Annotated in this window: 15 protein-coding genes, 1 tRNA gene and 1 pseudogene; 4 read left to right on the top strand and 13 right to left on the bottom strand. The window is 62.4% G+C overall.

Annotation, left to right across the window (positions count from 1 at the left end; genetic code table 11):
• Nucleotides 1-89: 89 nt before the first annotated feature.
• A complete protein-coding gene (locus ONR75_RS05845; protein ID WP_265081786.1) occupies nt 90-923 on the top strand; it encodes an IS5 family transposase in 834 nt (277 codons plus the stop codon).
• Nucleotides 924-935: 12 nt separating this feature from the next.
• Here the strand turns inward: ONR75_RS05845 and ONR75_RS05840 are convergent, their stop codons facing one another.
• The 6 genes from ONR75_RS05840 to ONR75_RS05815 form a co-directional block, all read right to left on the bottom strand.
• Entirely contained in the window at nt 936-1,826 is an 891-nt protein-coding gene (locus ONR75_RS05840; RefSeq protein ID WP_265081785.1) for an IS630 family transposase, read from the bottom strand.
• Nucleotides 1,827-1,915: 89 nt separating this feature from the next.
• A complete protein-coding gene (locus tag ONR75_RS05835) occupies nt 1,916-3,235 on the bottom strand; it encodes a carbohydrate porin (protein ID WP_265081784.1) in 1,320 nt (439 codons plus the stop codon).
• Nucleotides 3,236-3,289: 54 nt separating this feature from the next.
• Nucleotides 3,290-4,267 (bottom strand): transporter, encoded by a 978-nt coding sequence (locus ONR75_RS05830; protein ID WP_265081783.1) that lies wholly within the window; start codon nt 4,265-4,267, stop codon nt 3,290-3,292.
• Between the two features lie 184 nt (nt 4,268-4,451).
• Nucleotides 4,452-5,225 carry an acetoacetate decarboxylase gene (locus tag ONR75_RS05825; protein WP_265081782.1) on the bottom strand — a complete coding sequence of 258 codons (774 nt, stop codon included), beginning with the start codon at nt 5,223-5,225 and terminating at the stop codon, nt 4,452-4,454.
• Between the two features lie 16 nt (nt 5,226-5,241).
• Nucleotides 5,242-6,024, bottom strand: coding sequence for a 3-hydroxybutyrate dehydrogenase (locus tag ONR75_RS05820; RefSeq protein ID WP_265081781.1), 783 nt, complete (start codon nt 6,022-6,024; stop codon nt 5,242-5,244).
• A gap of 9 nt (nt 6,025-6,033) precedes the next feature.
• Complete coding sequence (locus ONR75_RS05815) at nt 6,034-6,213, bottom strand: hypothetical protein (protein ID WP_265081780.1); 180 nt, start codon at nt 6,211-6,213, stop codon at nt 6,034-6,036.
• Nucleotides 6,214-6,233: 20 nt separating this feature from the next.
• Here ONR75_RS05815 and ONR75_RS05810 point away from each other — a divergent pair, with 20 nt between their 5' ends.
• Nucleotides 6,234-7,394, top strand: a complete 1,161-nt coding sequence (locus ONR75_RS05810; RefSeq protein WP_265081779.1) for a patatin-like phospholipase family protein — start codon at nt 6,234-6,236, stop codon at nt 7,392-7,394.
• 52 nt (nt 7,395-7,446) lie between these two features.
• On the opposite strand, the gene ONR75_RS05805 is transcribed toward ONR75_RS05810, so the two are convergent.
• The 6 genes and pseudogenes from ONR75_RS05805 to ONR75_RS05780 form a co-directional block, all read right to left on the bottom strand.
• Nucleotides 7,447-7,680, bottom strand: coding sequence for a hypothetical protein (locus ONR75_RS05805; protein ID WP_265081778.1), 234 nt, complete (start codon nt 7,678-7,680; stop codon nt 7,447-7,449).
• Nucleotides 7,681-7,791: 111 nt separating this feature from the next.
• Nucleotides 7,792-8,718 carry a polyphosphate kinase 2 gene (gene ppk2 / locus ONR75_RS05800; protein WP_265081777.1) on the bottom strand — a complete coding sequence of 309 codons (927 nt, stop codon included), beginning with the start codon at nt 8,716-8,718 and terminating at the stop codon, nt 7,792-7,794.
• Nucleotides 8,719-8,896: 178 nt separating this feature from the next.
• A complete protein-coding gene (locus ONR75_RS05795) occupies nt 8,897-10,525 on the bottom strand; it encodes an inorganic phosphate transporter (protein ID WP_265081776.1) in 1,629 nt (542 codons plus the stop codon).
• Between the two features lie 139 nt (nt 10,526-10,664).
• On the bottom strand, nt 10,665-10,991 hold the full coding sequence (locus tag ONR75_RS05790) for a hypothetical protein (protein WP_265081775.1): 327 nt from the start codon (nt 10,989-10,991) through the stop codon (nt 10,665-10,667).
• Nucleotides 10,992-11,054: 63 nt separating this feature from the next.
• Nucleotides 11,055-11,131, bottom strand: a tRNA-Met gene (locus ONR75_RS05785).
• Nucleotides 11,132-11,399: 268 nt separating this feature from the next.
• A pseudogene (locus ONR75_RS05780) lies at nt 11,400-12,162 on the bottom strand (SDR family oxidoreductase).
• 114 nt (nt 12,163-12,276) lie between these two features.
• On the opposite strand from ONR75_RS05780, the gene ONR75_RS05775 reads away from it, so the two are divergent.
• Both ONR75_RS05775 and ONR75_RS05770 read left to right on the top strand, forming a co-directional pair.
• Entirely contained in the window at nt 12,277-12,795 is a 519-nt protein-coding gene (locus ONR75_RS05775; protein ID WP_265081774.1) for a CvpA family protein, read from the top strand.
• A gap of 123 nt (nt 12,796-12,918) precedes the next feature.
• Nucleotides 12,919-13,701, top strand: coding sequence for an SDR family oxidoreductase (locus ONR75_RS05770; RefSeq protein WP_265081773.1), 783 nt, complete (start codon nt 12,919-12,921; stop codon nt 13,699-13,701).
• Nucleotides 13,702-13,872: 171 nt separating this feature from the next.
• On the opposite strand, the gene ONR75_RS05765 is transcribed toward ONR75_RS05770, so the two are convergent.
• Complete coding sequence (locus tag ONR75_RS05765) at nt 13,873-14,286, bottom strand: DUF3775 domain-containing protein (RefSeq protein WP_265081772.1); 414 nt, start codon at nt 14,284-14,286, stop codon at nt 13,873-13,875.
• Between the last annotated feature and the right edge of the window lie 17 nt (nt 14,287-14,303).

The following is a 14,303-nucleotide window of genomic DNA, read 5'->3' as shown; positions in this document are numbered from 1 at the left end:
ACGGTCCTGAGAGCCTGACCGAAAAAGCGGCGAGTGATTCCGGCCAGTTGTGATTCCATCGGATTTGCAAAGATTCGAGGGAGGTCACGATGCCATGGACCGAAATCACTCGCGTTCAGTATCAACGCCGCGGGCTGCGCTACGCAAGCGATATGACTGATGCGGAGTGGGCGCTGATCGAGCGCCACTTGCCTGCGCGGCGCCGGCTGGGCCGCCCGCGAAAGGTTCGTCTGCGCAACGTCGTTGAAGCGATTCTGTTCATTCTTTCCACGGGTTGCCAGTGGCGGGCTTTGCCGAAGGAGTTTCCGCCGTATGCGACGGTCCAAAGCTATTTCTATGCCTGGCGTGACACCGGACGGTGGCAGAGGATCGTCAGGGCGCTGGTTAAGCGCGCCCGCCAGGAACTCGGTCGCAAGCCGAAGCCCACGGCGGCGATCATCGACAGTCAAAGCGCGCCGACCACCCAGGCCGGTGGCCCGCGCGGCTTCGACGCAGGCAAGCGTGTCCATGGGCGCAAGCGGCACATTGTCACCGATACCAACGGCTTCCTGCTCGCGGTCCATGTTCATCCTGCCAACGTGCAGGATTGTCATGGTGCGGTACCGCTGCTGAAACTGCTGCGATGTCGCTTCCCTAAGCTGGGCCATGTCTTTGCCGATCGCATTTATCGCGGCAATCAGCTTCTCAGTGCGCTCTCCGGTTCCGGACCGCGGACGATCGAGATTGTGGAGCGACCACCCGGCGTCAAGGGCTTCCAGCTTCTACCGCGCCGCTGGGTGGTCGAACGCACCTTCGCCTGGTTTGGCCGATGCCGTCGCCTCGCCAAGGACTTTGAAGGATCCGCGTCCACCGAGATCGCATGGCTTCTCGTCGCACATCTGAGGCTTCTCACCAGACGGCTCGCCAATGCCCCGAAACATTGAGCGCTTTTTGAGTCAGACTCTGAGGATGTCGCCGATCGCGTCACAAACGGTGTTTGTGGATCGTTTGGCGGCCTTGCGGAGCCAGTGCTTGAGCTTTGCAAAGAACTGCTCGATGGGGTTCAGGTCCGGCGAGTATTTCGGCAGGAAGAACAGCCGCGCACCGGTTCCGCGGATGGCATGACGGACGGCCTGGCTTCTGTGCGAGCCGAGATTGTCCATGATGACGATGTCGCCTGGCCGCAGCGTCGGCGCCAGAACGTCCGCGACGTAGACGCGGAAGCTTTCGCCGTTGATGGGTCCGTCGAGCAGCCACGGAGCGGTGACGCGATCCTGGCGCAAGGCAGCCAGGAAGGTCATGGTCTGCCAGTGCCCATGCGGCACGTGAGCCTTGATCCGCTCTCCGCGTGGCGCCCATCCCCGCAGCGGCGCCATGTTGGTTTTGGTCCAGGTCTCGTCGATGAAGACCAGCCGGGCCGGATCGACGTGGCTGCGGTACTTGCACCATTGCGCGCGACGGCGGGCGACGTCGGGGCGGCTTTGCTCGGCTGCGATCAGCGTCTTTTTAAAACTCAGCTTCTCGCGGTGGACGAACTCCCACACCGAACGGTAGTCGACTTTCAGGCCGCGCTCGCCTAGCTCGGCGACCAGCCCGCGCAGGGTGAAGTCCGCCTCCCGGCAGCGGCGCAGCAGCCAGTCATGGTGGGCGCCCGCAATCTTCCGCGGCTTGTGGCCGCCGACTTTGTCCGGCGCGACGCTGCCGGTCTTGCGGAAGCGCTGCACCCAAAGAATCGCTGTGCTGATGCCGACATCAAACTGGGCCGCAGCCTGATGACAAGACAGGCCGCCGTCCAATACCGTGGCAACCACCCGTTCTCGGAGATCAATCGAATAGGCTCGTCCCATCCATGCTGGCCTCCCTCCAGTCAGCATGTTGAATCAGAATTGCCCTGATTTGGGAATCCCTGACCGATTCAGGATCAATTCATCCCGCTCTAGAAATTGATTGTCGTCCGGACGCCGAACACCGCGGCGTCTCGGATGCGCCGGGTCTGCGAGGGATCGTTCGGATCGACCGCTCCGCCGGCGGGGTGCATGACGTATTGAAACAGCGGCTGAATCGAAACACCGGTCTTGACCTCCGCGAGATAGGTCATTTCGACGATGGCCTCGAAGTCGCGAACCGGAGTGGCGATCCCGGTGAACTGCTGCAAGTCGCGATCGAGCTGACGCGCGCCATCGGACATGCGCGCATAAGTCATCGCCAGGCCGATCTTGTCGTTCGGCCTGCTCTCGCTGAAACCGGTGAACTGGATGCCGCCATCGAGATAGATGCTGACCAGATTGCGATCCGACGGGCTGACCGACGCCCGCGCGAACAGCCCGATGCCCTTCTGCGGATCGAGCGCGCTATGCGCCAGCTTCTGCTCATAGACCGCGAAGATCCCCTGGTTGCGTCGTCGGATGGCCGGCTCGCCCGATCCATCGGGATCCGCGAGGGACAGACCCTGCGCCGTCAGGTGCAGATCGTCGAACGTCCCCATGTGATACCAGGCCCCACCGGTGATCGATCCCGGCAGCGCATCCGCCCCGAGTTCGAAGCCGTATTTGAGCTGGCCGATGAACCACGGCGGATCGTTGACGCGAAACAGCAACCCGTGCGGATTCTTGATCTGCGGGTCTTCGGGGCCTGGCGGCGCTGCATCGCCGTCGAACACCGCGAAATAGGCGGTGATGCGCTCGGATAGTTGCGCCTTGATGCGAATGCCCGGCACTGCCAGCGGCGGCGAAGGCCCGCCGCTCGGCAGGATCACCCCGGTAATACCCGGCCAGCCCAGCGCGGAATTGACGAAGATGTCGTCGTACTTGCTGTCGATGAATTCGAGGTCCGAGGGCTGCTGGCCGACCTTGATCATCAGCCGGCCGCCCAGCAGCGACTGCTCGATCCACATCTCGTAGAGCCGCGTCGCCGGCAACGCCTCGATGCCGCTCATCAGCATCAGGTTGCCGACATAGTCGCGCGACAGGCCGCCGCCATGGATCTGATAGACGTTGGCGTGGAAGGTCGCGCCGCTCCACCCCACCAGTCGCTCGAGATCGACGTCGGTGCCCAGATCGAGCCGCCCTGCATAGATTGCGCCGCGGCGAAGGCCGCCGGAGGCGTCACCGAGGGTTTCGCCGATATAGGTCGCGGAAAAGGCGATGCCCCAGTCGGCGAGGATCTGTCGGGCGTCCCTGGTGGCAATGTCGGCGTTCGCAACGACCTCTGAGGCGCGCGCCGGAGCAACATCAGCGACTGCAAAAATGAGCCACATCGCCCCGATCGCCGCCGCGCGCACCCTGCCTGTCCATCGTGTCGGCATGGACGATTACCTGATCAGGCCAAGGCGCTTCATGACGAAATAGGCCGATGCCGACGACAGCACGAGCAACACGGCGGCCCACAGGAAGGCGCTCTCATTGTCGGTGAACGGCAGACCCTTGGTGTTCATTCCGAAAATGCCTGTGATCAATGTCGGCGGCAGCAACAGGGAGGTCAGCACCGACAGCACGCGCAGACTTTCATTGCCCTGCTCCTCGATCTGCAGATGCAGCTCTTCCTGCAAGAGCCGGCTGCGTTCGCGCATTTCGACAATGCGATGGTCGAGCGAGTCCAGGCGTTGCGCCAGTTTGCCGGCGCGAAGCTGCAGCAGCGGCTTGAGCTCGCTGGCGCCCTTTTGCTCCAGCCGGTGGAATACGACGCGCAGCCCGGACAGTTGGCGATGCAGCCGCACGCAGGTGCGGCGCAGCCGGCCGAGCCGCTGCAGCATATCTTTGGAATTGTCCGACAGGATCTGCTCCTCGATCTCGTCGAGAGCCACCGCGATGCGGTCGGCGACGCGGTCCATGGTTGCCGCGACGTTCTCCACGATGGCTTCGAGCAGCGATGCCATACCGTCGACGCGGTGGCCGCCTTCGAGCAAGCGGCGGGTAGCGTCAACCGCGCACAGCGCGTGATGGCGACCGCTAACCAGAAGGCGCTCGGTCATCACGAAGCGCAGGTAGCCGGTCTCTTCTGTGGTGTCGTCAATATCCCGCAGCAGATCGGAAATCACACCATGGACGCTGTCATCGGTGGCGTGCAACTGCTGATATGTATCCTTCGAAAGCAGCAGCGCGCGCGCCTGTGCCGGCACACGCAGATCGGCCTGCGTCAGCCATTGCAGCGCGCGCGAATCGGTGAGGTTGAAGTGCAGCCATAGCAGATCGCCATGCGCGATATCGATCGGCGCATCGATCGCGAGCTGCTCCGGTCGGCCGTCCGGATGAATGCGGAACGCCCAGATCAGGCCGGGGATGACTGCCATCGCGGAAGCGTCAGGCACAAGCATTGCCGAAAACGAGAGGTCAGTCGACACAAGACACCCAGTACTTTCCACGCCACATGACGACGCCTGCCCTCAGCGGGCGCAACGACCCGATGCCAGCGCCGACCTCGGCGCGGCACAGACATGAAATGACATTTCCGTTACAGGGACATGTCAGCCGGAACTATTCAGCGGCTTCGGCGAGCGTCGCACTTTCCTTGTTGTAGTCATGAACCACGCGGCCATAGGGCAGCGTCAGGTCGGCGACGAAGTGATGCGCCCCGATCACCTGGCGCACGGGAAAATCCGCGACCGGTGCGTTGACATGCGGCACGAGATGCAGCCGGCCGGGGCCGAACCAGGAGCCCTTCACCGTGATGTCGACCAGATTGATCGCCACCAGCTGGCAGACCTCGGCGCTGCCATCGACGCCGGGGATCAACTTCAGATTGATCTGGGTCTTCGACAGCGTGGCAAGGGTTGCCTCGCCGTTGCCGGCCATTGCGCCGTGCTTGTAAGCCATGGTCCCCATGGCGACCTGCTGCCCGGCATATTCCAGCGTGCCGGTCAGCGTGTCCTTGACGATCTCCAGCTTGGGATGGGCGTATTTCTTCGGAAAGCCCCAGATCTCGCGGCCCGCGGCGATCGGCGGATCGTCATCGAGATACATCTGCGAGACGAAGTTGACATCCTCGCCCTTGAACCGCGCCGGGATCACCAGGCCGGATTCGGTGTAGCTGCCGAAGCCGGAGCTGTCGGGCATCTTGATCCACTCGTAGTGCACGATCGGCTGCTCGATCGGCTCCAGCGGTTCCGGCAATCCCATGCGGATCAGTTCCGGATCGGTCTCATAGGTGATGACCAGGAACTCCCGGTTCACGAAGCGATAGGGCCCGGCGGGATAGCTCGGACCGGCCATCGGCATCGACGGCAGCCGAAGGATGTCTTGCTTGCGCATCGGGGAATTCCTTTGTTCAGTGAGCGGTCCAGCCACCATCGACGGGCACTGTCGTGCCGGTGATGGAGCGGGCGCCATCGGTACAGAGAAAATTGACGAGAGCGGACAGTTCTTCGACCGTGACAAAGCGTTTGGTCGGTTGTGCCGCGAGCAGCACGTCTGTGATGACCTGCTGTTCGGTGATGCCGCGCGCCTTGGCCTGTTCGGGGATCTGCTTCTCGACCAGCGGCGTCATGACGTAGCCCGGGCACACCGCATTGACAGTGATGCCGTGCTCGGCCAGTTCCAGCGCCGCGGTCTTGGTCAGGCCGGCAATGCCGTGCTTCGCCGCGACATAGGCCGACTTGAATGGCGACGCCACCAAGGCATGCGCCGAGGCGATGTTGACAATCCGCCCCCAGGACTTCTTCTTCATGCCCGGAATGGCGCAGCGCGTGGTGTGAAACGCGCTCGACAGGTTGATCGCGAGAATGGCATTCCATTTCTCGACCGGAAACTCCTCGATCGGCGCGACGTATTGAATGCCGGCATTGTTGACCAGGATATCGACGCCGCCGAACTCTTGCTCGGCATGCGCGACCATCTCGCCGATCGCCGTGTCGTCCGACATATCGGCGCCGCTGTAGAGCACCTTGATATTGTGGCCGTTGGCCATCTCGCTACGAATCGCTTCGATCTCGGCTGCGTCGCCGAAGCCGTTCAACATGACGTTGACGCCGTTTGCTGCAAGACCACGCGCGATGCCAAGTCCGATACCGCTGGTCGAACCGGTGACGATGGCGGATTTTCCGGACAGCATGGCAAAACCTCAAATGAAATGCAGGACAATTTCGATCAACTGGTATCGAGGACGTTTGACACCGATATGAGACATTTCCATCAGATGCATGACACGCAGCGAGCTGCCGTTCGCCAATGCGGCATCACCGCCCTGCCCTGTCACGACCGTGTCATCGCCGCCGAATTGTAGTGCTCCGGCATCGATCAATATGGCAGCGAGGGATCACCATGGACGCACGAACACCGGATACAGAAGTTGACGCCGTCACCGGCTGGCGACCCGAGCGTTGCGACCGCGTGGCGCTTGTGCTGCAGGGCGGCGGAGCGCTCGGCGCCTATCAGGCGGGCGTCTATCAGGCGCTGCACGAGGCCGGCATGGAGCCCGACTGGGTATGCGGCGTCTCCATTGGAGCTATCAATTCTGCGATCATCGCAGGCAACCCGCCGGCCCTGCGCCTCGAAAGGCTGCAGACGTTCTGGGAACGCATCACGGCGCGAAAGGTCTGGCACTACACGCCGGACGGCGACATCTACCGCAAGGCGCGCAACATGGCGAGTTCGTTCATGACGACGACGCTGGGGCAGCCTGGCTTCTTCAAGCCGCATGAGGTCGGTCCGTGGCTCAGCCCCGCGGGCGCAAAGTCCGCGACCAGCTACTACGATACCGGACCGCTGCGTGAGACGTTGCTCGAGCTCGTCGACTTCGATCTCATCAACTCGCGTAAAGTTCATTTCGCCGTCGGCGCGGTGAATGTGCTCAGCGGCAATTTCCTCTACTTCGACAACAAGAACGAGGTGATCGGGCCCGAACATGTGATGGCCAGCGGCGCATTGCCGCCTGCCTTGCCGATGGTAAAGATCGGCACCGATCATTTCTGGGATGGCGGAATCGTCTCCAACACGCCGCTGCAGCATTTGCTGGACCAGGATGACAAACTGAACTCCCTGGTATTCCAGGTCGACCTGTTCAGCGCACGCGGCATGCTCCCGCGCGATATCCAGGAGGTTCTGGCACGGCACAAGGACATCGTCTATTCATCCCGCACCCGGCACAATACCGACGTCTACAAGCAGATGAACAATCTGAAGGCCGATCTCTACAAGGCGCTGCAAAAAATTCCGGACGGCCAGCTCAGCGCGCATGAGCGCGATTTGCGCGACCGATTGGCAGACCTCCCGGAAATCACCATCCTGCAAATCATCTATCAGCAGAAGGCCTATGAGAACGACTCCAAGGATCATGAATTCTCGGCGACCTCGATGCGCGAGCACTGGCAAAGCGGCCTGGACGATACCCGCCGGACGCTGAAGCGACGCGACTGGCTCGAATTGCCCGAACAAGGCATGGGCATCGTAGTGCACGATGTTCATCGCGAACGCGACTACTGACCCGCTAAAGCAGAAGGGCGCCGCAATGCGGCGCCCCTGACTATGCAGCGCGTTAGAATCCGAAAAACTTGGCGCGCAATGCGTCTTCGTATTTTTCCTTGGCAGCCAGCACGGCATTGCGCGTCTCGTCTTCCTCGAAATGCGCCTTCTCCCACAGATCGATCTCGGTCACGGAATGATTCCCCGATGCCAGCGCTTCCTCGCGCCGGATCGCGGCGATCCATGCCTCCACCGAGGCCTTGTACGATGCCTGCAGCTCATCCAATTCCGTATGTTCGCCGTCCATTTCAGTCCCCTTCTTGCCACACCATAGTATTTTCGACGATCAATACCGCCCGAAAACGAAGGAACGAAGACACGGCCGAGACGGCCGCGCCAAAGCGGTCAGGTTCGCTGCTCAGTAGCGGTCAGCGACGTACATATCCGGCGGAATCGGACCGCGATGGTAGTCCGGATTGTGAATGCGCGCCGGCAGCAGCACCGGGTCGTGCGGCACGTCGTTATAGGGAATCTGCTCGAGCAAGTGCGCGATGCAATTCAGCCGCGCCTTTTTCTTGTCGACGGCCTGGACGATATGCCAGGGCGCTTCCGCGATATGGCAACGCTCGAGCATCGCTTCCTTCGCCTTGGTGTACTGCTCCCAGCGGCTGCGTGCCTCGACGTCCATCGGGCTCAGCTTCCACTGTTTCAACGGATCGTGGATGCGCATGGTAAAACGCAGATGCTGTTCCTCGTCGGTGATGGAAAACCAGTACTTGATCAGCACGATCCCCGATCGCACCAGCATGCGCTCGAACTCCGGCACCGACCGGAAGAATTCCTCGACATCGCTCTCGGTGCAGAATCCCATCACGCGCTCAACGCCGGCGCGATTGTACCAGCTGCGGTCGAACAGTACGATCTCGCCACCGGCCGGCAGATGCGACACATATCGCTGGAAATACCACTGTGTACGCTCTCGCTCGTTTGGCGCGGGCAGCGCAGCGACGCGACAGACCCGCGGATTCAGCCGCTGGGTGATGCGCTTGATAACGCCGCCCTTGCCGGCAGAGTCGCGCCCCTCGAAAATCACCACGACCTTCAACTTGTTAAGCTGCACCCAGCTCTGCAATTTGACCAACTCGCCCTGCAGGCGGAACAGCTCCTTGAAATAGACCCGCCTGTCGACCGTCTCCTTCGCGCTGTGCCCCGAGAACTCGTTGGTCAGCAGATCGAGCCGATCATCGTCGATCTCAAGCTCCAGCTCTTCATCGAAGCTATCGCGCATCTCCTCGTGAATTCGCTGCTGCATTTCAAAATCGGCGTCGATGGATTTGTCGGTCATGGATGGCTCCGGGTGGCAGTCCGCAAGCGGACCGCTGAATCGGTCCGTGGGCACGCGATGAGAAAATCTGGACAAGCAGGCGCCCGCTTCGACATGAATGAGAGACCGGAGTGCGGTCCGGTCTCTCTTCCATCGTCGGCCCGGTTCGTCGAAGGCAATCGACGAACCGGGAAGGGCCTCAGAACAGGCGCGAGAACAGCACGTACAATGCACCCGACAGGATGATCGCCGCCGGCAGCGTCAGCACCCAGGCCGCCAGCATGTTGCGGATGGTGGCCATCTGCAGGCCCGAGCCGTTGGCCGCCATGGTGCCGGCGACGCCGGAAGACAGCACATGGGTGGTCGAGACCGGCAGGCCGAACACGTCGGCGGCGCCGATGGTGGCCGCGGCCACCAGTTCCGCCGAGGCGCCCTGCGCGTAGGTCAGATGCGACTTGCCGATCTTCTCGCCGACGGTAACGACGATCCGCTTCCAGCCGATCATGGTGCCCAGCCCAAGTGCGATGGCCACCGCGATCTTCACCCAGGTCGGGATAAACTTCGTCGCGGAGTCGAGCGAGCCCTTGTAGGTGTTCAGCACGCCGACGTCATCCTTGCTGAGGTCGTTTTCCTTGTCCTTCATCAGGAAGCGGATCGCTTCTGACGCGAGGTACATGTCGTTGCGGGTATTGCCGACGGATTCGGCTGGCACCTTGTCAAGCGTGCCGTAGGTACGGACCTGGTTGCCGATATCGGTCACCAGCACGGCCAGCGACGGGTAGGTGCCCTCGACGATCTTGTGCTGCGAGACGTACTGCGTCACCGCCGGGCGGGGATCGCCGATGATGCTGTGGCCGGCGCCCTTGGCGGCGACGACCTTGGCGGCGGCAATCGAGTTGACCTGGAACTGCTGCACCTGGGATTCCGGCAACGCGCGGTTCAGCGCGTAGGCGGTCGGCACGGTGCCGATCAGAACCAGCATGATCAGACCCATGCCCTTCTGGCCGTCGTTGGAGCCGTGCGCGAAGCTGACGCCGGTGCAGGTCAGGATCAACAACCCGCGGATCCAGAGCGGCGGCGTCTTGTTGCCTTCCGGCGCAGCGTAGAGCGCGGGATTGCGGACGATCATCTTCAGCAGCAACAGCAGGCCGGCGGCGCAGGCGAAGCCGACCAGCGGTGACAGCAGCAGCGCGTAGCCGATCTCGGTGGCCTTGCCCCAGTCCACGCCGGAGGTGCCGTCACGACCGCGCAGCAATGCGTTGGCGACGCCGACGCCGATGATCGAGCCGATCAGGGTGTGCGAGCTGGAGGCCGGCAGGCCGAAATACCAGGTCGCAAGGTTCCAGATGATCGCGGCGATCAGCAGCGCGAACACCATGGCGAAACCGGCGGAGCTGCCGACCTGCAGGATCAATTCCACCGGCAGCAGCGCGACGATGCCGAAGGCGACGGCGCCGGTCGAGAACAGCACGCCGAGGAAATTGAAGAGGCCCGACCACATCACGGCGAATTCGGCCGGCAGCGAGTGGGTGTAGATCACCGTGGCCACCGCATTGGCGGTGTCATGGAAACCATTGACGAATTCGAAGCCGAGCGCGATCAGCAGCGCCACGAACAGCAACAGGTAGGGCAGATAGGAGGTGACCCGGGTACCGGTCGCCTGCACGTCGACATAGATGCTGTAGGCGACAAACAGCGCGCCCGCGGCCAGGATGCCGAAGAACAGGATCATGGTGAGGGGATTGAACCCCTTGTCGAGATTGGGCCGCGATGCCGGCTCTATAAGCCCGCCGTTGTCGCCTGTTTGGTTGATCGTGAAATCGGTCATTGATAACGCCCCTGCCGGTTAATAGGCGTTAATCTGTGCCCGACTGTCTTGAAGCTGGGATGACAGCCGCGACAATTCGACAACAAGAGCGAGGCGGGGAGCATATTGCCGACCTTCCGCGCCGGTTCCCCAGCGCGCGTCAGGCTGCCGGAAAGGCCAGGAAGGTTTCAATCGAGGCCGCATGAGCGAGAAGATTCTGAACGGCGCCGATACGAATGCGCTGATGGCAGTCATTTGAAAAAGCGGCGAAGCGCATTCTGCGCTCTATTCCTATTTCGGCGATAGGCGCGATCCCCTGCATCGCCGCACTGGCGCGAAACGAAAGATAGTCGGCGAGATCGAAGAAGTGGCCGGCCGCTCGATAGGTCGACGGCAGGTGCCGCTTCAGCCACAGGGATGGCTTCGGACCACGGAGCGATATCGCGAGAAAGCCGCGACGACGAGGGCGGAACTGTGGAGCGGGCAAAGCCCGCGGGGCATGAAAAAACCCGCCAGAGGCGGGTCAAGACATTCAATTCAATACAAAGGTTGGTTGCGGGGATAGGATTTGAACCTATGACCTTCAGGTTATGAGCCTGACGAGCTACCGGGCTGCTCCACCCCGCGCCAAACCTTGCACGTCTTCCAAAAAACCGAGAACGAAACGAATTCGGCGAACGCCTGAAGGCGCCGATGATCCCGTCCGGAGGCTTCCTGAGAAGGCTGCCGGGGCCAAAGCCCACGGTGCGAGGGGTATGTACCAATGCGTAGCCGGTTTGGGAAGGGCTAAGACGATCTTTTCTCGTTTTTATGACAGATGGATTTTTGCGACGCCGCGCCCCGCCGTATACGGGTTCCAGCAGCCGAAAACCGAGCCAAACCCGCGATTTCTGGCTCAATTCAGCAGAAACCCGCCATCGACGGTGATCACGCTGCCGGTCATGTAGCGCGACGCGCCGGAGGCCAGCAGCAGGATGGCGCCGTCTAGGTCGGATTCGGTGCCGATCCGGCGCTGCGGGATTCGCCGGGTCAGCTTTTCGCCCGGCGGTGTCGCCCAGAAATCGTGATTCATCTCGGTGTCGATGTAACCAGGCGCCAGCGCGTTGACGCGAGATCCGGTTGCCGGCCAGCTCCAGCGCCATGGATTTGGTGGCCTGGATGATGCCGGCCTTGGCGATGGTGTAGGGCGACAGGAATTTCATCACACCGAGCCCGAGCACCGAGGCGATGTTGACGATGTTCCCCTCCTGCTGGCGGGCGATCATACGGCGGGCGATTTCGGTGGCGGTGAAATAGGCGCCCTTGAGATTGGCGCCGATCACCGCATCCCAGTCGGCCTCGGTTTGGTCGACCGCAGGCTTTTCCACGGCGATGCCGGCATTGTTGATCAGCGCGCTGACCGGCCCGAGCTGCCTTTCGGCATCATCGATGGCCGCCGTGATCGACGAGAGGTCGGTGACATCCATCTGCACCGCTACGGCGCGGCCGCCCTTGCCGCGGATCTCGTCTTCGAGGCTCTTCAGCTTGGCAGTCTGGCGCGCCGCCAGCACCACGGCGGCGCCGTGGGCGGACAGAACCCGGGCAAATTGCCGGCCCAGTCCCTGCGAGGCGCCGGTGATAAGGACAATTTCTTTACTGACGTCGAATATGCCGGACATGAGCTGTTTCCCTCTAATGCTTTGCCTACAGATACAGGGCAACGCGACAGCAGCAAACGTCCGCGCCACAACGGAATTCTGCGCAGCGAAATAACCGAGCCAGCAGGCGCGCCCATGAACAGTTTCGATGGCGTCTTCATAGTCGCCTTGCTGATTGTGACGGTCATCGGCTATCGCGCCGGCCTGCTGCGTAGTGCCGCAACCATTCTCGGCTACCTGATCGCCATGCCCATCGCCGTCTGGGTGATGTCGCTGATCGGACCTCAGATCGGCAGCAGCAACGCCACGGTCTCGGCGTCGCAGAATTCGCTCATCCTCTTTGGCATCTTTCTGGTCAGCGGTATCGTCATGGGATCGCTGCTGCGGATGGCCGTCGATGACACTTTCGGGCAGCATATCGGCCTCGGTGACCGCCTGGCCGGCGCTGCGCTGGGCGCGATCCGCGTGGTGATGATCGCGGTGACGCTGGTGCTGATCTTCGACCAGATGGTCCCTGCTGCCGTTCAGCCACCCTATCTGGCAGGATCGCGAATTCGGCCAGTCTTGTCGATGTTGGGCCAAAAGGGCTTCAAAACCCTGCCGCCCGACGTGACCGCGACCATCGCCAAGTGGAAGCGCGAATATCGCCCATAGGCGTTGCGCACCCGATCCCCGCGATGATCGGCCATGCACGGCCGACGGCCCGCCGCTCTTATCAGACCCGGGTGGACCGGCTATAACGCCCGCCATCGAACGAACCAACACCGGAGTATCAACGTGGATCTTGGAATTAGGGGCCGTCGCGCGCTGGTCTGTGCATCGAGCAAGGGCCTGGGGCGCGCCTGCGCCATCGCGCTCGCCGCGGAAGGCGTGCATGTGACGATCACTGCACGCCACGCCGACGTGCTGGCTGCAACGGCAGCCGACATCCGCAAGAGCTATCCGGACGTCGAGGTCACGGAAGTGGTCGGCGACATCACCACGATCGAGGGCCGCGCGCAGGCGCTGAAAGCCGCGGGCCAGATCGATATTCTCGTGAACAATGCCGGCGGCCCGCCGCCCGGCGATTTCCGTGACTGGACCCGCGACGACTGGATCAAGGCCATCGACGCCAACATGCTGACGCCGATCGAGCTGATCAAGGCGACGGTGGACGGCATGATGGAGCGAAAATTCGGCCGCATCGTCAACATCACCTCGGCCGCCGTGAAGGCGCCGATCGACGTGCTCGGGCTGTCCAACGGCGCCCGCAGCGGCCTCACCGGCTTTGTCGCCGGCCTGTCGCGCAAGACCGTACGCAACAACGTCACAATCAACGGCTTGCTGCCCGGCCCGTTCGCCACCGACCGCATGGCCGGCGTCGCCGCCGGTCAGGCCAAGGTCGCCGGTATCACGGCCGAAGAGATCCTGAAGAAGCGAGCCAATGAAAATCCGGCCGGCCGCTTCGGCGACCCCGAGGAATTCGGCCTCGCCTGCGCCTTCCTGTGCGGCGCCAAGGCCGGCTTCATCACCGGCCAGAACATCCTGCTCGACGGCGGCGCCTTCCCCGGCACCATGTAAAATTCGCCGTCTCGCGACTGCTGTCGTCACCCGGCCTGCGCGCAATTGCGCGCCAGGACCGGGTGACCCAGTATTCGCAGGTGTCGGCGATGGTCGCTTCAGCTGTCGTTCACTGCATCGCCCGGTCAAGCCGGGCGACGACAGTTTTGTCCATGGCCGATTGTCAGCCTTTCAACTTACCGGCGTGGTGCGCTCGTCGGTCCAGGTTTCGCCGAACGCACTCAGCCCTTCGGCAAGAAAGTCGCTGAGCAGGGGCTCGCCGAGCAGATAGCTGGCGGTACGCCCGTTGGCGCCGTCCGCTGCTTCGCGGCGCAGATCGTCCCACTCCTCGATGGTGCCGTCGCCGCGGCCGAGCCGCATCAGGGCGACCAGATCGATCTGCTCGTCTTCGCTCATGGCGTTGATGAAGCTCGTGATCTCCTTCACCACCGGGTCGCCACCGCCATCGTCGAGGACGTCGATCATGTTGTCATCGGCGCCGTTGGAGCCGGAATCGGGATCGGAGGCACCTGCCTTGACGTCGAACTCCCGCGCTTTCTCGATCAGAAAGCCGACCTGTTCGGTGGAAACGTTCAATTCGGGCATCGCGAGCTCCTCGGGTT

This window comes from Rhodopseudomonas sp. P2A-2r, assembly GCF_026015985.1.
In the GTDB taxonomy this organism is placed as follows: Bacteria; Pseudomonadota; Alphaproteobacteria; order Rhizobiales; family Xanthobacteraceae; genus Tardiphaga.
Note: the sequence above shows the minus strand (reverse complement) of the source record. Positions and strands in the feature narration are given on the sequence as shown.